The organism is Streptomyces sp. UNOB3_S3 (genome assembly GCF_020740895.1).
Taxonomy (GTDB): Bacteria; Actinomycetota; Actinomycetes; order Streptomycetales; family Streptomycetaceae; genus Streptomyces.
Genome location: NZ_JAILXP010000174.1, coordinates 1 through 14,267 on the forward strand (window position 1 = coordinate 1; position 14,267 = coordinate 14,267).

A 14,267-nucleotide genomic window follows, 5' to 3' on the forward strand; every position below is an offset into this window, starting at 1 on the left:
GTGGACGGACGCTGCGGCACGCCTCCAGTCGCAGACGCCGGGCCCCGCCCGTACCGAGCCGACGGCGCCGGAGAGCGCGTCCAGGACCGCCCCCGGCAGCCAGGTCCCCTGGAAGATCGAGGACGAGAAGAGCGGCTCCAAGTTCGCCGTGAAGGTCGGCCGCGGTGTGCTCTGGGGCGTCGTCGCCCTCGCCGCGATCACCGGCATCCGGTCGTGGTTCTGGACCCCCGCCCCGCCCAAGCCCGCCCCCACCAAGGTCGAGAGCGGTCCGCAGTACCCCGTCCAGGAGGCCCAGGCGGTCGCCGCGCGCTTCGCGCGCTCGTATCTGACCTGGGACGAGACCGACCCGCAGGCGCGGGCCGGTGCCCTGGCGCGGGACATGCCGAGCGGCACCGACACCACCGCCGGCTGGAACTCCAAGGGCCGTCAGCAAGTACTCGTCGTCCTGCCGAGCACCGTCTCCGTGCTCGGTGACAAGCGTGCCCGCGTCCGGGTGGACCTCCTCGTGAGCGGCCCGGCGCCGGACGGCACCGCCCCCGCCGACAAGGACAAGGACAAGGGCGACAAGAAGGACGACGCCAAGAAGGACGAGCCCAAGAAGGACGACGCCAAGAAGGACGCCAAGCCCGCCTCCGCCACCCGGTGGATGGGCCTGGAGGTCCCCGTCGTCGAGGCCTCCGGCCGTGTCGTCGTCACCGGCCAGCCCGGCATCGTCGGTGTGCCGAACAACGGCCCGTCCGTACCCGTGCCGAACGCCAAGAGCAACGACATGGAGTTCAGCGACAAGACCCGCGGCGTGGTCGAGGAGTTCTTCGCGAAGTACGCCACGGGCGAGCCCGGATCGGTCGCCGCGCCCGGCGCCTCCATCCCCGCCCTGCCGTCCGGCATGACCCTCGGCACGATCCGCAACTGGACCGTGGACGAGGGAAGCGGCACCGACCGAGTCGGCACGGCCGTCGTCAGCTGGAACGTCGGCGGGGCCGAGATCGAGCAGACCTACCGGGTCAAGCTCACCCGCGTGGCCTCGGCCCAGGCCGAGCGCTGGCAGGTCGCCGAGGTCCACGGCGGATTCACGCCGTAGCGCGCCGGTCCGCCGTCGCCCATCCACTCACCTACTCGCTCACTCACCGCTGTCCGTTTCCACCACGGGGGAGATACCGATGCAACTCGCGCTGACCAGTGGCGCCGAACTCAAGTCCTGGGTGTTCCTGATCGCCGGGAACATCTTCCTGATCGTCCTCGCGGTGAGGGCCATCGGCCACTACGCGAAGCGCGAGTGGGGCGAGCTCCTCGGCCACTTCCTGGCCGGTGTGGTCGTCGCCGGCTTCGTCTTCGCGCCGGACGTCTCGCAGACCATGCTGACCGAGGTCTGGAAGAAGGTCGCCGGCTCGTGAGGGTAGGGCACACGTTCACCCGCCACTTCGATCTGGAGACGCGGCAGCACGAGCTGTTCGGCATGGACCTCGGAGAAGGTCCCTCCCGCCGCGTCCTGGTGACCGGTGCCGTGATCTACGGGGTCTGGGTGGGTGGACTGTTCCTCGTCTTCGGACTTCCCTCGAAGATCTTCTTCACCCTCTACTTCGCCCCGCCCGCGCTCATCACCTTCTACGGCGCGCAGCGCTCCCGGCGCAACGAGCGGCGGTGGAACCTGACCCAGTGGGCCTTGGCCATCCGCTATCTGACGGTTGGCCACCGCCCCGTCATCAACGGCGGCCGCCGCGCCGCCGACCGCAGTGAGTGGCTGCCGCTCCGGGCCCGGCTGGGCGACCGGACGGACGAGTTCCTGGCCCTCCCCGGCATGGGCGTGTTCGAGGGCGCGCTCGGCGGTGACGAACCCAGGCCGACGGCGGGCCGCCCGGCGAAGCTCGACGCCCGGCCCCGGCTCTACGGCCCGGACCACGTCTACCGCGCGCGGATGCGCGGCCTCTCCGCGAAGGAGCGCAAGGCCGCCGAGCAGGCGGCGCGGCAGAACACCCGGCCCGCGGCCCAGCAGGCATGGACGGGCAGTGCGGCGCACCGGCCCGGCCCCGAAGGCACGTAAAGGTACCCGACAGTGAAGTTGATCAAGGGCATCGCCCGTTTCCTCGGCGTCGAGGGTGACCGTTCCGCCCCGCCGCCCCGCTATGTCGCCCTCGCGGACGGCCTGATCGTCACCGAGACCCACGCCGAGGCGTGGTTCGTCCTCTCGGGCTCCAACACCGACCTGATGTCGGAGAGCGCCCGGGACGCCGAGCACGACCAGGCCAGCAGCGCGCTCGCCCGTACCCTCTCCGGCCACGACTGCCACCTCAAGGTGCTCTGGGCACCGCTGAACTCCGACGAGTACCGCAACGAGGCGGAGACCCTGTTCTCGGCCGGCGACTACGCCGCCTGGGCCGAGACCCGTATCGAGCGCCTCGACGACCTGGAGCTCCCCACCCGTCTGCTGCTGCTCGGCGTGCGTCTCGTCGAGCGCTCCACGCAGGCGAAGGCCCGGGGCAGCCGCGGCGTCCAGGAAGCCATGGGCATCGGCTCCACGTCCGTCTCCCCGAAGGAGCTCGCGCGGCTCGACGCCCTCACCCGGCGCCTGGGCCGCCAGCTGGAGACCACGCCCTGGAAGGCCCAGCCGGCCACCGTCGAGATGCTGGCCTGGATGATCGCGCGCGAGCAGCGGCGCGGCGCGCAGCTGCCGACGCCGGACGGCGACGGCACGATCACCGGCGCCAAGCTGGCCCAGCTCACCCGCGGCCGGGTGCTGCCCTACCCCGACCACCTGCGCGTCGTCGACCAGCGCGGCGAGACCTCCGCGTGGACGGCGGTCCTGACCATGGACGGCTTCCCGGAGGAGATGGAGTCCCCGGGCGCCGGGGAATGGCTGCGGGCGGTCGCCGAGATCACGTACGTCCCCGAGTACACGGACGACGACCTCGAACGCGACATCCACGTCAAGCCGGTCAACGCCGAGCCGTCCGTCCGCTTCAAGGTCCTCCACAAGCGGGACGCGCTGAAGCAGATCGACGAGGTCCGCCGGCTCGCCAAGGAGCAGCGGCAGAGCGCCGCCAAGCACTCCGCCGGCGAGACCGCGCAGGAGATCGAGGAGACCGAGGAGACGATGACGGCCCTCTCGCGCGACATGAAGCGCGAGGACGTCACGCTGCTGGAGGACCACCCCCGCCTGATCGTCAGCAGTGACGTTTCGCTGGAGGACCTGCGCAACCGCTGCGACGCCGTCATCGGCTTCTACGGCGGACTGGGCATCGAGGTCAGCGTCGCCGCCGAGGAACAGCGCGAGCTGTGGCTGGAGTCCCAGCCCGGCGACATGCTGCGGGTGCCGGACCTGGTGCACACCCGGACGGTCGGCGCGTTCGCCGGCTCCTGGTTCTGGGGCGGCGCGTCGGTGGGCGACGACTCCGGCCCGATCATCGGCTATCTGACCGGTTCGACGCCCGGCGTCGTGCGCAACGACCTCACCGGCGGCTCCGAGCGCGGCGACGCCACGACCACCGCGTTCATCGGACGGAGCGGTCGCGGCAAGACGACCGCCATGATGCTGTCCCTGCTGGACTCCGGCTTCCGCGGCTCCTTCGTCCTGGCCCTGGACTTCAAGGGCGACATGGGCGGCCTCGTCTCGGCCGGGCAGCGCTACGGCCTCAACGCCCACCTCATCGAGACGGGTTCGCAGTTCGCCGGCGTCGCCGACCTGTTCACCCTGCTCTCCGGCGAGAGCGCCGAGCGCGCCCAGACCGAGGTCCCGGCCCAGCTGGGCATCGCACTGCCGCAGCACCTGCGGATGCGCGGCGCGGAGACCCCGATCCAGAGCGCGGTCAACGAGGTCATCGCCGAGGGCGACCCCGCGACCTGGAAGGTCATCGAGCGGCTGCGGAAGTCGGACGACGAGCTGAGCCGCGAGGCCGGCGACGCGCTCTACGAGCTGTCGCTGACGGGCCTGGGCGCGCCCTTCATGGGCAAGCCGTCCGGCACCACGCTGATCACGCCGAACCCGGGCATCTGGGTCGTCCAGGTCCCCGGCATCACCCTGCCGTCGCCGGACGACGACCGCGACGACTGGTCGGTGCACCAGCGCCTGTCGGTGGCCCTCGTCCACTCGCTGCTCGCGTACGGCATCAGCATGGCCGGCCGGAAGGACCTGCGGGGCCTGCGCAAGGTCGTGGCCGTGCCGGAGGTGCACGTCCTGACGGCGACCCGCGAGGGCAGCTCCTTCCTCCAGTACATCGCCCGAGTCGGCCGCGCGCTCCACACCGCGCTGGTCGTCGACACCCAGGACCCCGAGTCGCTGGCGAGCCTGACGGGTCTGGTGGAGCAGATGACCACGGTCTTCGGTTTCCAGCTGACGACGGCCGAACAGCAGGACGCCATGGCCGCCCTGCTGGACCTGCCCAAGGGCGCGCACACGCGCCAGCTCATCCAGGCGATCGGCGTCGATGTGACGCAGGAGATCCGCCACGGCCACTGCATCATGCGCGACCGGCGCTTCAGCAGCGCGACGGTGCAGTTCGACGTGCCGTCGCTGGAGATTCTCGAGCTGCTGAACACGACGCCGAAGACGCAGAAGACGCAGAAGGTCACGTCCGAACCCGAGGGAGCAAGCGCATGAAGCGAGTAGCGGCCGCGGCCGTGGCAGTGGCGTCGGTCCTGGTGATGACCGGGTGCTCGTCGTCCTCGGACGGCGGGCAGGACGGCGGCGACGGCAAGGACGGCAAGAAGCCGGGCTCCGGGGCGTCCAGGACGCCGGAGGCTTTTGGGCAGGACGAAGCGGCGATGAAGGCCGTGGCGGTGAAGTACTGGGAGGCCGTGCAGCGGCGGGACTGGCGCCAGAAGTGCGAGTTGTCGACCCAGCAAGGCCGGGACGGCAAATCAGTGGAGGACTGCGCGAAGGAAAACACCCCAGGCGATGGTGGCCGCACTCCGGCCACGGTGAAGATCGAAGGAGATCCCCAGGCCATTCCGGCATCGGGTGACTATCTCGCCGGGACCGGGCTCATGATGTCGACGACGATCAACGGCAGTGATGGTCGCCATGTCAGTCGGACAGCCCTGCGCATGGTCAAAGAGGGCAACAAGTGGCTGGTCGAGCAGAGAGCGGATGTCTATGACACCGACATGAGACACGGCGCTCCCGTGCGCGACGCCCTCCTGAGGTCGTAGGGATGAGGATTCCCCGTTTCCGTAACCTCGCCATTCCGATCGTCGGGGCGCTCACCACGCTGATGGCGACGGGCGGCGCCGCCGCTGCGAAGGGAAGGGACTACTCGAAGTACCAACCCGCCGGCATGGGCGCGCTGCTGCCTTCGCCCGGCACCCGGCCCGCCGGGCAATCGGGGACGCTCTTCGAGCGTTACAGCAACAGCGGCCTCTACCAGCTGGACTCCCAGCTGGGTTGGGATGAGATCGGCTATCAGATCCAGAACGGCATCGCCGTCATCTTCATGGGCCTGACGGTCCTGGTGGGTCTGGCGGCCGTGGTCGTCGTGCAGTGGGCCATCAAGTTCACCTCCGTCAAGGAGCTCCAGGACTCGATCACCCATGCCATCTCCGGCGCCGCCGGGACCGTGTCCGAGACTCTGCTCCCCACGGCCCTGGCAGTGGGAGCACTGGTGGCGTGGGCGAACCACAGAAAGGCCGGTGGCAGTGCCCTCAGCCAACTGGGCTGGGTGGCCGCGTCCGGCATCCTCTCGGTGTCATTGCTGTCCACACCACAGGTATGGGTGGACGGAATCGACTCCACGCGCAGCATAGGCAGCTCGGTGGCCATGGAGGCCGCCAGCGCTGGTTTGGGTGCCGGGACCAACGAGCCCATCGACATCAAGGGCGATGTCTCCTTCAACGGCTCGACCCAGGACAACATGCTGCGCAAGTCGGCGGACGCGATCTGGCGCTCGTATGTCGTGACACCCTGGTGCGTCGCCGAGTTCGGCAATCTCGACACGTGCAAGGAGTTCGCTCAGCGACTCTGGGACGAGAAGGGTGACAACACAAAGGCCCGCGAGAGTTGGCTGCACGACAACGTGTGTGCCGTAGACGGCGAAGACGGCTGCGAAGGCGGGGTGGGAAGGCCGGCCGTCGACTGGCGCCAGGGCAAGAACGCCGGCCGCGTCCCCGTCACCATCGCCGCCTTCGTCTGCGTCGTCCTCTTCGCCGCCCTCGCCATCGCGCTCGCCTTCGCCTCCCTCGCCTCCCTCATCGGGGCGCTGATGCTGCTCCTGGCGGGAGTGGTCTTCGCCTGCATGTGGGTCATCCCCGGCAGGCCCAGGCAGTGGGGAATGCGCTGGTTTGACATGCTGCTGGGCTTCACACTCCAGTCGTTCGTCAGCACGATGGTGCTCGGCTGCGTGCTGATCCTGAACACCGCCAGCGTCTCCATGATCGGCAAGTACGGCTGGTTCGCCTCGGCGGGCATCAGCATCACCAGCGCGGTCGTGGCGTTCAAGTTCCGCGGCGTCATGGAGAGCATCGTCGGTGTCACCGGCGCCATGAGCCCGGGTGCGTCGGCGGCCGGCATGGCCATCGCCCGGGGGGCCGGCCGGATGGCCGGACGGGCCGGCGGCTGGACGGCCAAGAAGTCCCTGCGCGGCGCAGGATGGGCCGGCAAGCAGGCCGGCAGGGGCGCGGGCAAGCTCGCCATGGCGGGTGCCAGGAAGGGCGCGGAGGTCTTCGACGAGAAGGTCTCCCACGTCGGCAAGGCCGCGTCCATGTACTCCTGGATGGCCAAGAACCCCGCGCCCCTGGGCGCGGGCGGCGGAAGAGCCGGCAACGGTCCCGCGCAAGGTTCCTCCGGCCGGCAGGACCCCGGCGGTGGAGGCGGCGCGGGCGGTGGCCGGCGCGGCCCGGGCGGCGCGAGTCGCGGCGGCACCTACGGCGCCGGTGCCGGAAGGACCGTGGACCTGCCGGAGCGGCGTTCGACGCCGGTGGGCACCGTACGTCCGCGCTCCGTGGCCGGCAAGGCCGCTGCCGCGCAGCGCGACAACGCCCGCAATCAGCCGGGCAACCCGCAGACCGGACGTACCGGCGCCGGTGCCGGCGCTGCCGGGCAGCAGGCGGCCGCGACTCGCCGGCACCCCTCGCCGTCGCGCCCCGGCGGTGGCGGCGGCCAGGACTCCTACCGCTTCCGCACGGCGCCGAAGCCGCGCAGCGTGCCCCGTCAGCAGCGCATCAGCGACGCCCGTAGGACGGCTGTGACGAATCGTGCCGTGGCGAATCGTTCCGCCTCAGGTGCCGCCGCCACGGTGCGCACACCGGCGCCGGCACCCGGCCGCCGCCGCAGGAGGAGGAACGGCTCATGAGCAAGGCGGAGAGGCCCAAGGACTCCGCCGAGTGGCGCGAGCTTCTCAAGGCCGGGTTCGAGTACGAGTACCCCGAGGAGATCCGGCAGGCCCCCAAGCGCTCCCTGCGCCGCCGGGCCCGAAAGATCTACCGGCAGGACCAGAAGGTCGAGCTCAAGCGGCGCATCGCCGAGGAGCGGCGCCGCGAGCCCGTCACGGCCGGGGGCGCGGTCGTCCTGATCGTCGGCCTCCTGGCCGTGGGCCTGGCAGCCAACCACTGGTGGCCGGACCACGCCGGGGCGCCGTCGACGGTGATCCAGGCGGGCAGCCCCGACGACACGGGCACGGAGTCGTCGCCGGCCGGGGGCGGCGGCCCCACCGCCTCCCCGTCCGCCCCAGCCACCCCGAAGGCCGACCTCAGCACCCCGGAGAAGACCGCCGAGGGCTGGGCGCGCGCCTATATGACCCGCAACCCGCCCGTGGACAAGGACCAGAAGGTCCCGGTCCGGCGGGCGGCTCCGTGGATGACCGAGGCGCTGGAGAAGAACCTCGAGCAGTTCGACGACAAGGCCTGGTACCAGCTGGTGGCCGACGGCGGCGTGGCCACGGTCGACAAGGTCACCGTCGGCCCGGCCGACGACGACCGTGTGCGCAAGCAGGCGGACACCCCGACGCGGGTGTGGCGGAGGGTCACCGTCGACACCACCGTCGCCGGCTACCAGAAGCACAACGACACCAAGGTCTTGCTGACCGAGATCACGCGCGGCGACGACGGCTGGCGCGTGGGCAGGGTCCTGGGGGTCTGAGTCGTTGGACGGACGTGAGGCCCTCGCCCTGGCGGCGGGGGGAGCCCGGCGTGCCCTCATGGTCAAGCTGGGGGTACCGGTCGCGGCCTTGTTCATGGCCTTTCTGATCCTGCTCGGCATGTTTGCCGGCATCGGCGGCAAAGGCGCGTCCGCCGCCGCCTGCGGCAAGCCCGGCCAGCCCGCCGACGACGGGGCCAACGGCCGCGGCGGGGACGAGATGGGCGGGGCGGGCAAGGAGCTGCGCAAGCGGCAGGTGGAGAACGCGAAGATCATCGATCAGGTGGCCAAGGACGGGAAGCTGCCCGGCCGGGCCACGCTCATCGCGCTGATGACGGCGCTGGCGGAGTCGGAGCTGGACAACATCAACAAAGGCGACCGGGACTCGCTCGGTCTCTTCCAGCAGCAGTGGTCGACGGGCTGGGGCACCAAAGAGCAGATCATGGACCCCAAGTACGCGGCCCACATGTTCTTCTTCGGCGGCGACAGCGGTGACCCGCCGGGTCTGACGGACTATCGATGGGAGGGCATGTCGTTCAACGACGCCGCCCAGAAGGTGCAGCGGTCCGGTTTCCCCGACGCATACGGCCCGAAGGAGACCCAGGCCCGTAGCATCGCCAAGGAAGCCGGCATCGATCTGGAACGGGCGGGCGACAACCACCCCGACCAGCCGGGGAAGTCCGGGAACAAGCCGGCGCAGGACGGCGGCAGCCAGAAGCCTGACGGCGGCGGTTCGGGGAACTGCAACACCACCGGCAACGGCACACCCGCCAAGCCCGGCGAGCCGTTCCACGACGGCGCCTCGGGATGGCCCGCCAAGGTGGTCAACCGCCGCTCGACCGCCGACGCCATCGCGTGGGCCAAGGCCGAGGCGGCCAGCCACCGCGCGAACTGGTACCAGCAGTGCCTGGCCTTCACCTCGATCGCGTACGGCTGGAACTACTCCGGCACCGACTTCGCCATCGACCACTACACGCAGATCATGCCCAAGGACATGCGGCACGACGGCGATCGCAACCCACCGCCGGGCGCCCTGATGTTCTGGGACACCGGGCACCGGGCCGGACACGTCGCGATCTACGTCGGGGACGGCAACATCGCGTCCAACGACATCGAGGGCAAGGGCGAGATAGCCATCGTCCCGGCCACCGCGATCGAGACCAAGTGGGGCGCCAAGTACCTGGGCTGGTCGCCCCCCTACTACCCGAACGCGGGATGATCCGGATGATGATGGTGCGGCGGAACCGAAGGGGACCGGCGGGAAGTAAGGATTGATTGGCCATGCCTGTTGTGACGGACCTCGACTCGGTCCCCCTGACGCCCGTGTACACGATCGTCATCAGTGCCACGGGAGAAGCCACCGTCGACGGGGAGCAGGTCGAGAACCTGCCCGGGCAGGACGCGCGGACGTCGGCCCTCGCCGACATCCGCGTCCGGGCCGCCCGCCGGGGGCACCCGGTGCGGATCAACGCCAAGGAGCCGGACGGTTCGGTCTGGCCCCTGATCGTCGACCACGACGGCGCGGTGACACCGCTGGACGCGCCGCACCCGGCCCCGGAGCCGGCCCCTCCTGTGATCCCGACGGCCCGGCCACTCGAACCACTGGCCCCCCACCACACCACCGTCCTGGGCCGGGTCGTCGCCGCGGAACTGCGCGGCGACCTGGCCGGGGCGGCCGCGGCGGCGGAGGAGCTGGAGACGGCGCTGACCGCGGAACTGGGCCCGTTCCACCCCCACGCCCTCGGCGCGCTGGCGACCCGCGCCTGGCTGTCCCTGCTGCTCCGCGACGACTGGGCCGCCGCGACCCGGCTCCACCTGCTCACCGCCGAACGCCGCCGCCAGGCCGGGCCCCCGGACCCGGAGACCCGCCGCGCCGCCCGCAACGCCCACGCGGCCTGGGCCCTGCTGCGCACGACCGACCCGGCGGCAGCGGAGGCCCTCCGCCCGGAACTCGGCCGGGTCGCCCACCTGACGTCGTGACGGGACGGGGGTCGGCCGGGGCACCACAGGAATGGTGGGATAACCCTCGCCTGGGACCATCGGTTGGCCTGCGCTGTGCCTCCGGAGTCACCGAACGTGTTGTCAGTGCCCGGTCCTACGGTGGTCCGCATGGCGGTATACAGATCCAGTTTCACGCTCCGAAGCATGGTCGAGACGGCGCAGGAGCTCACCGAGCACGCGAGGGTGCAGGAGCGCATCGACGTGGTGCTGCGCATCATGGGCGGGGGCTTCGGCGGGACGTACGGCAAGGGCAAGCCGCTGGTGGACGCATTGGAGGATGTCGCCCAGGAGGCCCTCCTGCATGAGGACATCGGGCTCGCTCAGCGCTTTCAGCGTTTCGCCGCCTACGCCGGAGGCGAGCTGTTCCTCGAAATCCTAGAGATGTACTACGACGAAGAGGCGCGACGACGCAGCGAAGAAGGCATGCGGCGGATGGCCGCCATGGGTGCTGATCGGGCGGTTGCCGCTCTGGACGTCTTGTGCCGTGACAAGCCCGATGCGACCGCCGCCGATGCCCGTGATCTCTTTCGCGGTATCGCCCGGTCCGTGGACCACTTGGGCCTCGGGACCGGCGAGGGAGGGATCCGGCTGTCCACCCGGGATATGAGACGGCTCCAGCAGTACGGGCACATGGAGATACTCCTCCGGAACCTGCCTCGACCGGCCTCCCCTGAGGCAGCGCGGATGGTGAGTGACGTCCTGGCGGACGCCGACGCTGGACTACTGGCCCAGCTGCTCGAACTGAAAGCCAGGCGAGCCGGCCTTGCGGCCCTGCGTGCCGCGGTGGAGGATCCGGGCAGTTCCGAGAGCGCCCTCCACGCCTGCCTCAAGAACCAGGAGTGGATCTTCGGCGGGGCCTACGTGACCGAGCTGGCCCGCCGCCAGTACACCCCGGACACCATTCTCGACATTCCGCTGCTGCGTGGTGATGGATCCCTGCACGTGGTGGAACTCAAGCGCGCCAACGTCAAGGACCTGGTCATCCGGCGCAGTGGTCACCTCATGCTGGGCGCTCCGCCGCATCACGCGGTTTCCCAGGCGCAGAACTATCTCCGGGCCATGGACGAGAACCGTCAGTCCATCCTCGCGGAGCACGGCGTCGACACCCGCAGAGCCTCGGCGACGGTCGTGATCGGGCACCCGCGGTACGTGGGCGGGAGCATCACGTCCCAGGAGATCGCGGAGACGCTGCGGACCTACAACTCGCACAAGGCGCGCATAGAAGTGATCACGTACGAGACCCTGCTGGAGTCGGCGACCCGGATGCTGGCCCTCTCGTCGGCACAACAAGACCCTGACTCGAATGAGGAGCCCGCATGAACGACACCCGTCCTGAGATCGAGCCGCTCCTGGCGCGCTTGTGCGGTGGGGCGATCACAGGCAAGGACTACGTCGGTTACTTCCTGAACGAACACGGGGAGGAGCTCGTCTTCGCCCAGCGCCGGGGAGAGAAGACTGCCCGGCTCTGGCACAGCGACGCGGAGTGGCAGATGTACCGCGTAGGCGACCACTCGATACGGGTCGGTGCTGTGATGGACGGGATGATCACCGTCGATGGTCTGATCATCAATCGGGCGGAGGCGACGTGGCTGTCCTCCTGCCTGGCAGCCTCCCGCCACCTGCGCCCGGGACGTATCTGAGGAGCCCTGCGAACGTCCGAGCCTCTGTCGCGCCTCAGCCGGCAGCTGCGGCGCCGGTGACGATCTCGGGCCAGAATTCGACGGGCGCTGGGTAGCACCCACCGATTAGCCATGGGTCGTCCGGATCGGGTTTGACCACCTTGCGAAGCTCGGCGATCTGTTCGCGGCTGATGGGGAACTGGGCACGCAAGGGCTCGTCTTCCTTGCTGAACCCGTCCAGGGACCACATGACGTCATGGGGGGGCTTCCAAGGACGTGGCCCGAGCCTATGCAGCGACGCTTCTGCGGCTCACCTGCGGGCACGTATACGGCCCGGCCCATTGGCGCTTGCGCGCGACGCCCGAAGCTACCGAATCCCGGGCCGCCGGCGAGCCAGTGGTGCTGCTGGACGTCGGCGGCTAGTTCGCCCCCGCCCTGACCGACCTGCACAGCCGCTTCACCGGTCAGATCCTCGGCGTCATCGAGGACACCGAGAACGGCCACCGTCGGTACGCGGAGCTCGACAAGCTGCCCTGCCCGGTCATCTCGGTCGCCCGCTCGCCGCTGAAGGCCCCCGAGGACTTCCTGGTCGGCCAGTCCGTCGTCTTCTCCACCGAGGCCGTCCTGCGTGATCGAGGCGACATCCTCCACGGCCGCCCCGCCCTCGTGATCGGCTTCGGCAAGCTCGGATCCTCCATCGCTCGGCTCCTGCACGCCAAAGGCGTCCAGGTCACCGTCCTACGACATCGACCCCGTCCGCCGCACCCAGGCCCTCTCCCAAGGCTTCGCCGTCGCCCGCGACCGCGAGGCCACCCTCGCCTCGGCCGGCCTGGTGCTCTGCGCGACCGGCGCTCGTTCCCTCACGGGCGAGGACTTCCCTCACCTGCGCAACGGCACCTACGTCGCCACCGTCACCTCGAAGGAGGACGAGCTGGAGCTCGACGCGCTGCCCGACGTCTACACCCGCACGATGGTCGGCGAGCACCTCACCCGCTACCAGACCACCGGCCACTACTTCTACCTCGCCAACGGTGGCAACGCCGTCAACTTCCTGCACGGCGCGAGCGTCGGACCTTTCATCTTCCTGGTCCAGGCCGAGATCCTGGCCGCGATCAGGATGCTCACCCGCGCCGATCTGGCCCCTGGCCTCCACGAGGTCAGCGCGGACGACCGAGCCGCGATCGCGGCGACCTGGCTCTCCTACTTCAACAGGTGATCGACTTGGCCATCACGGCAGACCACATCCGCACCACCCTCCACGGCTACCTCGACGAACACCCCGACGAGAAGCCCACCCTCGCCCCGCTCCTCGGTCTCCTGGACGAAGGGGCCGACCTGGCCAGCCGCAAGGAATTCCGCGGCCACGCCACCGCCGGCGCCATCCTCGCCCGCCCGGACGGCCGCATCCTGCACATCCACCACCTCGCCCTGGACAAGTGGCTGCTGCCCGGCGGCCACCTAGAAGCCCAGGACGACACCCTCCTCGACGCGGCCCTGCGCGAGCTGACCGAGGAGACCGGCATCCCTGCCGATGCCGTCACCGCCGTGGCGGACCGGCCCGTCCACATCGACGTCCACCCCATCCCGGCGAATGACGCCAAGGGCGAGCCTGACCACCAGCACATCGACTTCAGGTTCCTCTTCCGCACCACGGCCACAGTCCACCAGCTCCAGACGGAGGAGGTCACCGACGCGGCCTGGCACGAGGCGGAATCCCTCGCCGACGAACGTCTACGGCGGCGCGTCGCTGCAGCTCTCCGCTGACCCGATTGGAGCGGAAGTCTTCACCTCGCAAAGCGCGATCACAGGGGTGCATGGCCTCGTGCCCGCTGCACTGCGAAGGGACTCAGGTCGACCGTCTGTCCGGTGCGTGTCCACTGCGCCGGTTCCGCGTTCATGAGATAACCCAGAGGAAGAGAGAGCGCACCTTGAAGTTGGTGGACATCGCGCCAGTCGCTGTGGCGGCCATGACCGTGCTGGGCGGCCTCTGGCAGACTCGGCGCAAACACCCCATGACTCGGGAGATTGTCAAGCAGGATGCCGAACTGCTTGCTCTGCTGCCTGAGGACAGTGAGGCAAAGCGGACTCTTCAACAGCACATCGACGACACCGTGCGCAAGATCGTGGAAGACGAGGATCGGCGCACTCGGGACGGGGTCGGATCGTGTGCTGCAGTGGCGTTTCTCGTTGTCGCGATCGCCTTGCTCGTCGTTTCGGCAGGTCGTGGTGGGGACTGGTGGTGGCTTGGTGTTCCGGCTGCGCTGATCGGCCTCTTGGGCGGCGTTGGGCTGGCGCAGGACGCTGTGCCAAGGCGCCGTGATGCGAGGGGGCGCCCCCTCTAATGCCTTGGCCCGGGCTGGGTAAAGAAACAAGGCCCAGGTCTGTGACCTGGGCCTTGTGGACAAGAGCGGGCGACGAGAATCGAACTCGCGCTCTGAGCTTGGGAAGCTCATGTTCTACCATTAAACTACGCCCGCGCGAAGTGCCCCTCAGGGCCTCGCATCGTCGCACACTCTACCTCATCGAAGGCCCCCGGCGCACTCGCCGTGGTGGCCTTCTTGTCGTGTGTGGGCGCTGTGGGGGCG

14 protein-coding genes, 1 tRNA gene and 1 pseudogene are annotated in these 14,267 nt (G+C 69.8%); 14 read left to right on the forward strand and 2 right to left on the reverse strand.

Annotated elements, in window-relative coordinates:
- From K6I33_RS19615 to K6I33_RS19665, 11 genes are all read left to right on the forward strand, one after another.
- The coding region (locus K6I33_RS19615) for a conjugal transfer protein (RefSeq protein ID WP_229354209.1) at positions 1 to 1,081 on the forward strand (1,081 nt) is incomplete at its 5' end.
- Positions 1,082 to 1,160: 79 nt separating this feature from the next.
- Positions 1,161 to 1,394: a hypothetical protein gene (locus tag K6I33_RS19620; protein ID WP_229354211.1), complete on the forward strand. Its 234-nt coding sequence runs from the start codon at positions 1,161 to 1,163 to the stop codon at positions 1,392 to 1,394.
- Positions 1,391 to 2,041 carry a hypothetical protein gene (locus K6I33_RS19625; protein ID WP_229354213.1) on the forward strand — a complete coding sequence of 217 codons (651 nt, stop codon included), beginning with the start codon at positions 1,391 to 1,393 and terminating at the stop codon, positions 2,039 to 2,041. The genes K6I33_RS19620 and K6I33_RS19625 overlap by 4 nt, the downstream gene beginning before the upstream one ends.
- A 12-nt stretch (positions 2,042 to 2,053) precedes the next feature.
- Complete coding sequence (locus K6I33_RS19630; RefSeq protein WP_229354215.1) at positions 2,054 to 4,594, forward strand: ATP-binding protein; 2,541 nt, start codon at positions 2,054 to 2,056, stop codon at positions 4,592 to 4,594.
- Positions 4,591 to 5,145 carry a hypothetical protein gene (locus K6I33_RS19635; RefSeq protein ID WP_229354217.1) on the forward strand — a complete coding sequence of 185 codons (555 nt, stop codon included), beginning with the start codon at positions 4,591 to 4,593 and terminating at the stop codon, positions 5,143 to 5,145. Before K6I33_RS19630 ends, K6I33_RS19635 begins: the two co-directional genes overlap by 4 nt.
- Before the next feature lie 2 nt (positions 5,146 to 5,147).
- A complete protein-coding gene (locus K6I33_RS19640; RefSeq protein ID WP_229354219.1) occupies positions 5,148 to 7,280 on the forward strand; it encodes a hypothetical protein in 2,133 nt (710 codons plus the stop codon).
- Positions 7,277 to 8,065 carry a hypothetical protein gene (locus K6I33_RS19645; RefSeq protein WP_229354221.1) on the forward strand — a complete coding sequence of 263 codons (789 nt, stop codon included), beginning with the start codon at positions 7,277 to 7,279 and terminating at the stop codon, positions 8,063 to 8,065. Before K6I33_RS19640 ends, K6I33_RS19645 begins: the two co-directional genes overlap by 4 nt.
- Before the next feature lie 4 nt (positions 8,066 to 8,069).
- On the forward strand, positions 8,070 to 9,281 hold the full coding sequence (locus K6I33_RS19650) for a peptidase M23 (RefSeq protein WP_229354223.1): 1,212 nt from the start codon (positions 8,070 to 8,072) through the stop codon (positions 9,279 to 9,281).
- Between the two features lie 62 nt (positions 9,282 to 9,343).
- Positions 9,344 to 10,042 carry a hypothetical protein gene (locus K6I33_RS19655; protein ID WP_229354225.1) on the forward strand — a complete coding sequence of 233 codons (699 nt, stop codon included), beginning with the start codon at positions 9,344 to 9,346 and terminating at the stop codon, positions 10,040 to 10,042.
- A gap of 165 nt (positions 10,043 to 10,207) precedes the next feature.
- A complete protein-coding gene (locus K6I33_RS19660; protein WP_229354227.1) occupies positions 10,208 to 11,383 on the forward strand; it encodes a Shedu anti-phage system protein SduA domain-containing protein in 1,176 nt (391 codons plus the stop codon).
- The gene (locus K6I33_RS19665) at positions 11,380 to 11,703 is read left to right on the forward strand and encodes a hypothetical protein (protein ID WP_229354229.1); all 324 of its coding nucleotides are present in this window, start codon (positions 11,380 to 11,382) and stop codon (positions 11,701 to 11,703) included. The genes K6I33_RS19660 and K6I33_RS19665 overlap by 4 nt, the downstream gene beginning before the upstream one ends.
- 34 nt (positions 11,704 to 11,737) lie before the next feature.
- Here K6I33_RS19665 and K6I33_RS19670 read toward each other — a convergent pair whose 3' ends face one another.
- Positions 11,738 to 11,932 carry a hypothetical protein gene (locus K6I33_RS19670; RefSeq protein ID WP_229354231.1) on the reverse strand — a complete coding sequence of 65 codons (195 nt, stop codon included), beginning with the start codon at positions 11,930 to 11,932 and terminating at the stop codon, positions 11,738 to 11,740.
- A 122-nt stretch (positions 11,933 to 12,054) separates the two neighbouring features.
- Between K6I33_RS19670 and K6I33_RS19675 the strand changes: the two are divergent.
- The 3 genes and pseudogenes from K6I33_RS19675 to K6I33_RS19685 all read left to right on the forward strand — a co-directional run.
- Positions 12,055 to 12,898 (forward strand): annotated as a pseudogene (locus K6I33_RS19675) (NAD(P)-dependent oxidoreductase); the annotation flags it as partial.
- Positions 12,899 to 12,903: 5 nt separating this feature from the next.
- A complete protein-coding gene (locus tag K6I33_RS19680) occupies positions 12,904 to 13,446 on the forward strand; it encodes an NUDIX hydrolase (protein WP_229354234.1) in 543 nt (180 codons plus the stop codon).
- Between the two features lie 164 nt (positions 13,447 to 13,610).
- Positions 13,611 to 14,024, forward strand: a complete 414-nt coding sequence (locus K6I33_RS19685) for a hypothetical protein (protein ID WP_229354236.1) — start codon at positions 13,611 to 13,613, stop codon at positions 14,022 to 14,024.
- Positions 14,025 to 14,088: 64 nt separating this feature from the next.
- Here K6I33_RS19685 and K6I33_RS19690 read toward each other — a convergent pair.
- Positions 14,089 to 14,159, reverse strand: a tRNA-Gly gene (locus K6I33_RS19690).
- Positions 14,160 to 14,267 lie beyond the last annotated feature (108 nt).

Excerpts from the sequence above, each read along its gene's own strand:
- K6I33_RS19640 (WP_229354219.1), top strand. The coding sequence starts at position 5,148 with ATGAGGATTCCCCGTTTCCGTAACCTCGCCATTCCGATCGTCGGGGCG.
- K6I33_RS19665 (WP_229354229.1), top strand. The coding sequence starts at position 11,380 with ATGAACGACACCCGTCCTGAGATCGAGCCGCTCCTGGCGCGCTTGTGC.
- K6I33_RS19645 (WP_229354221.1), top strand. The coding sequence starts at position 7,277 with ATGAGCAAGGCGGAGAGGCCCAAGGACTCCGCCGAGTGGCGCGAGCTT.
- K6I33_RS19660 (WP_229354227.1), top strand. The coding sequence starts at position 10,208 with ATGGTCGAGACGGCGCAGGAGCTCACCGAGCACGCGAGGGTGCAGGAG.
- K6I33_RS19635 (WP_229354217.1), top strand. The coding sequence starts at position 4,591 with ATGAAGCGAGTAGCGGCCGCGGCCGTGGCAGTGGCGTCGGTCCTGGTG.
- K6I33_RS19620 (WP_229354211.1), top strand. The coding sequence starts at position 1,161 with ATGCAACTCGCGCTGACCAGTGGCGCCGAACTCAAGTCCTGGGTGTTC.
- K6I33_RS19670 (WP_229354231.1), bottom strand. The coding sequence starts at position 11,932 with ATGTGGTCCCTGGACGGGTTCAGCAAGGAAGACGAGCCCTTGCGTGCC.
- K6I33_RS19655 (WP_229354225.1), top strand. The coding sequence starts at position 9,344 with ATGCCTGTTGTGACGGACCTCGACTCGGTCCCCCTGACGCCCGTGTAC.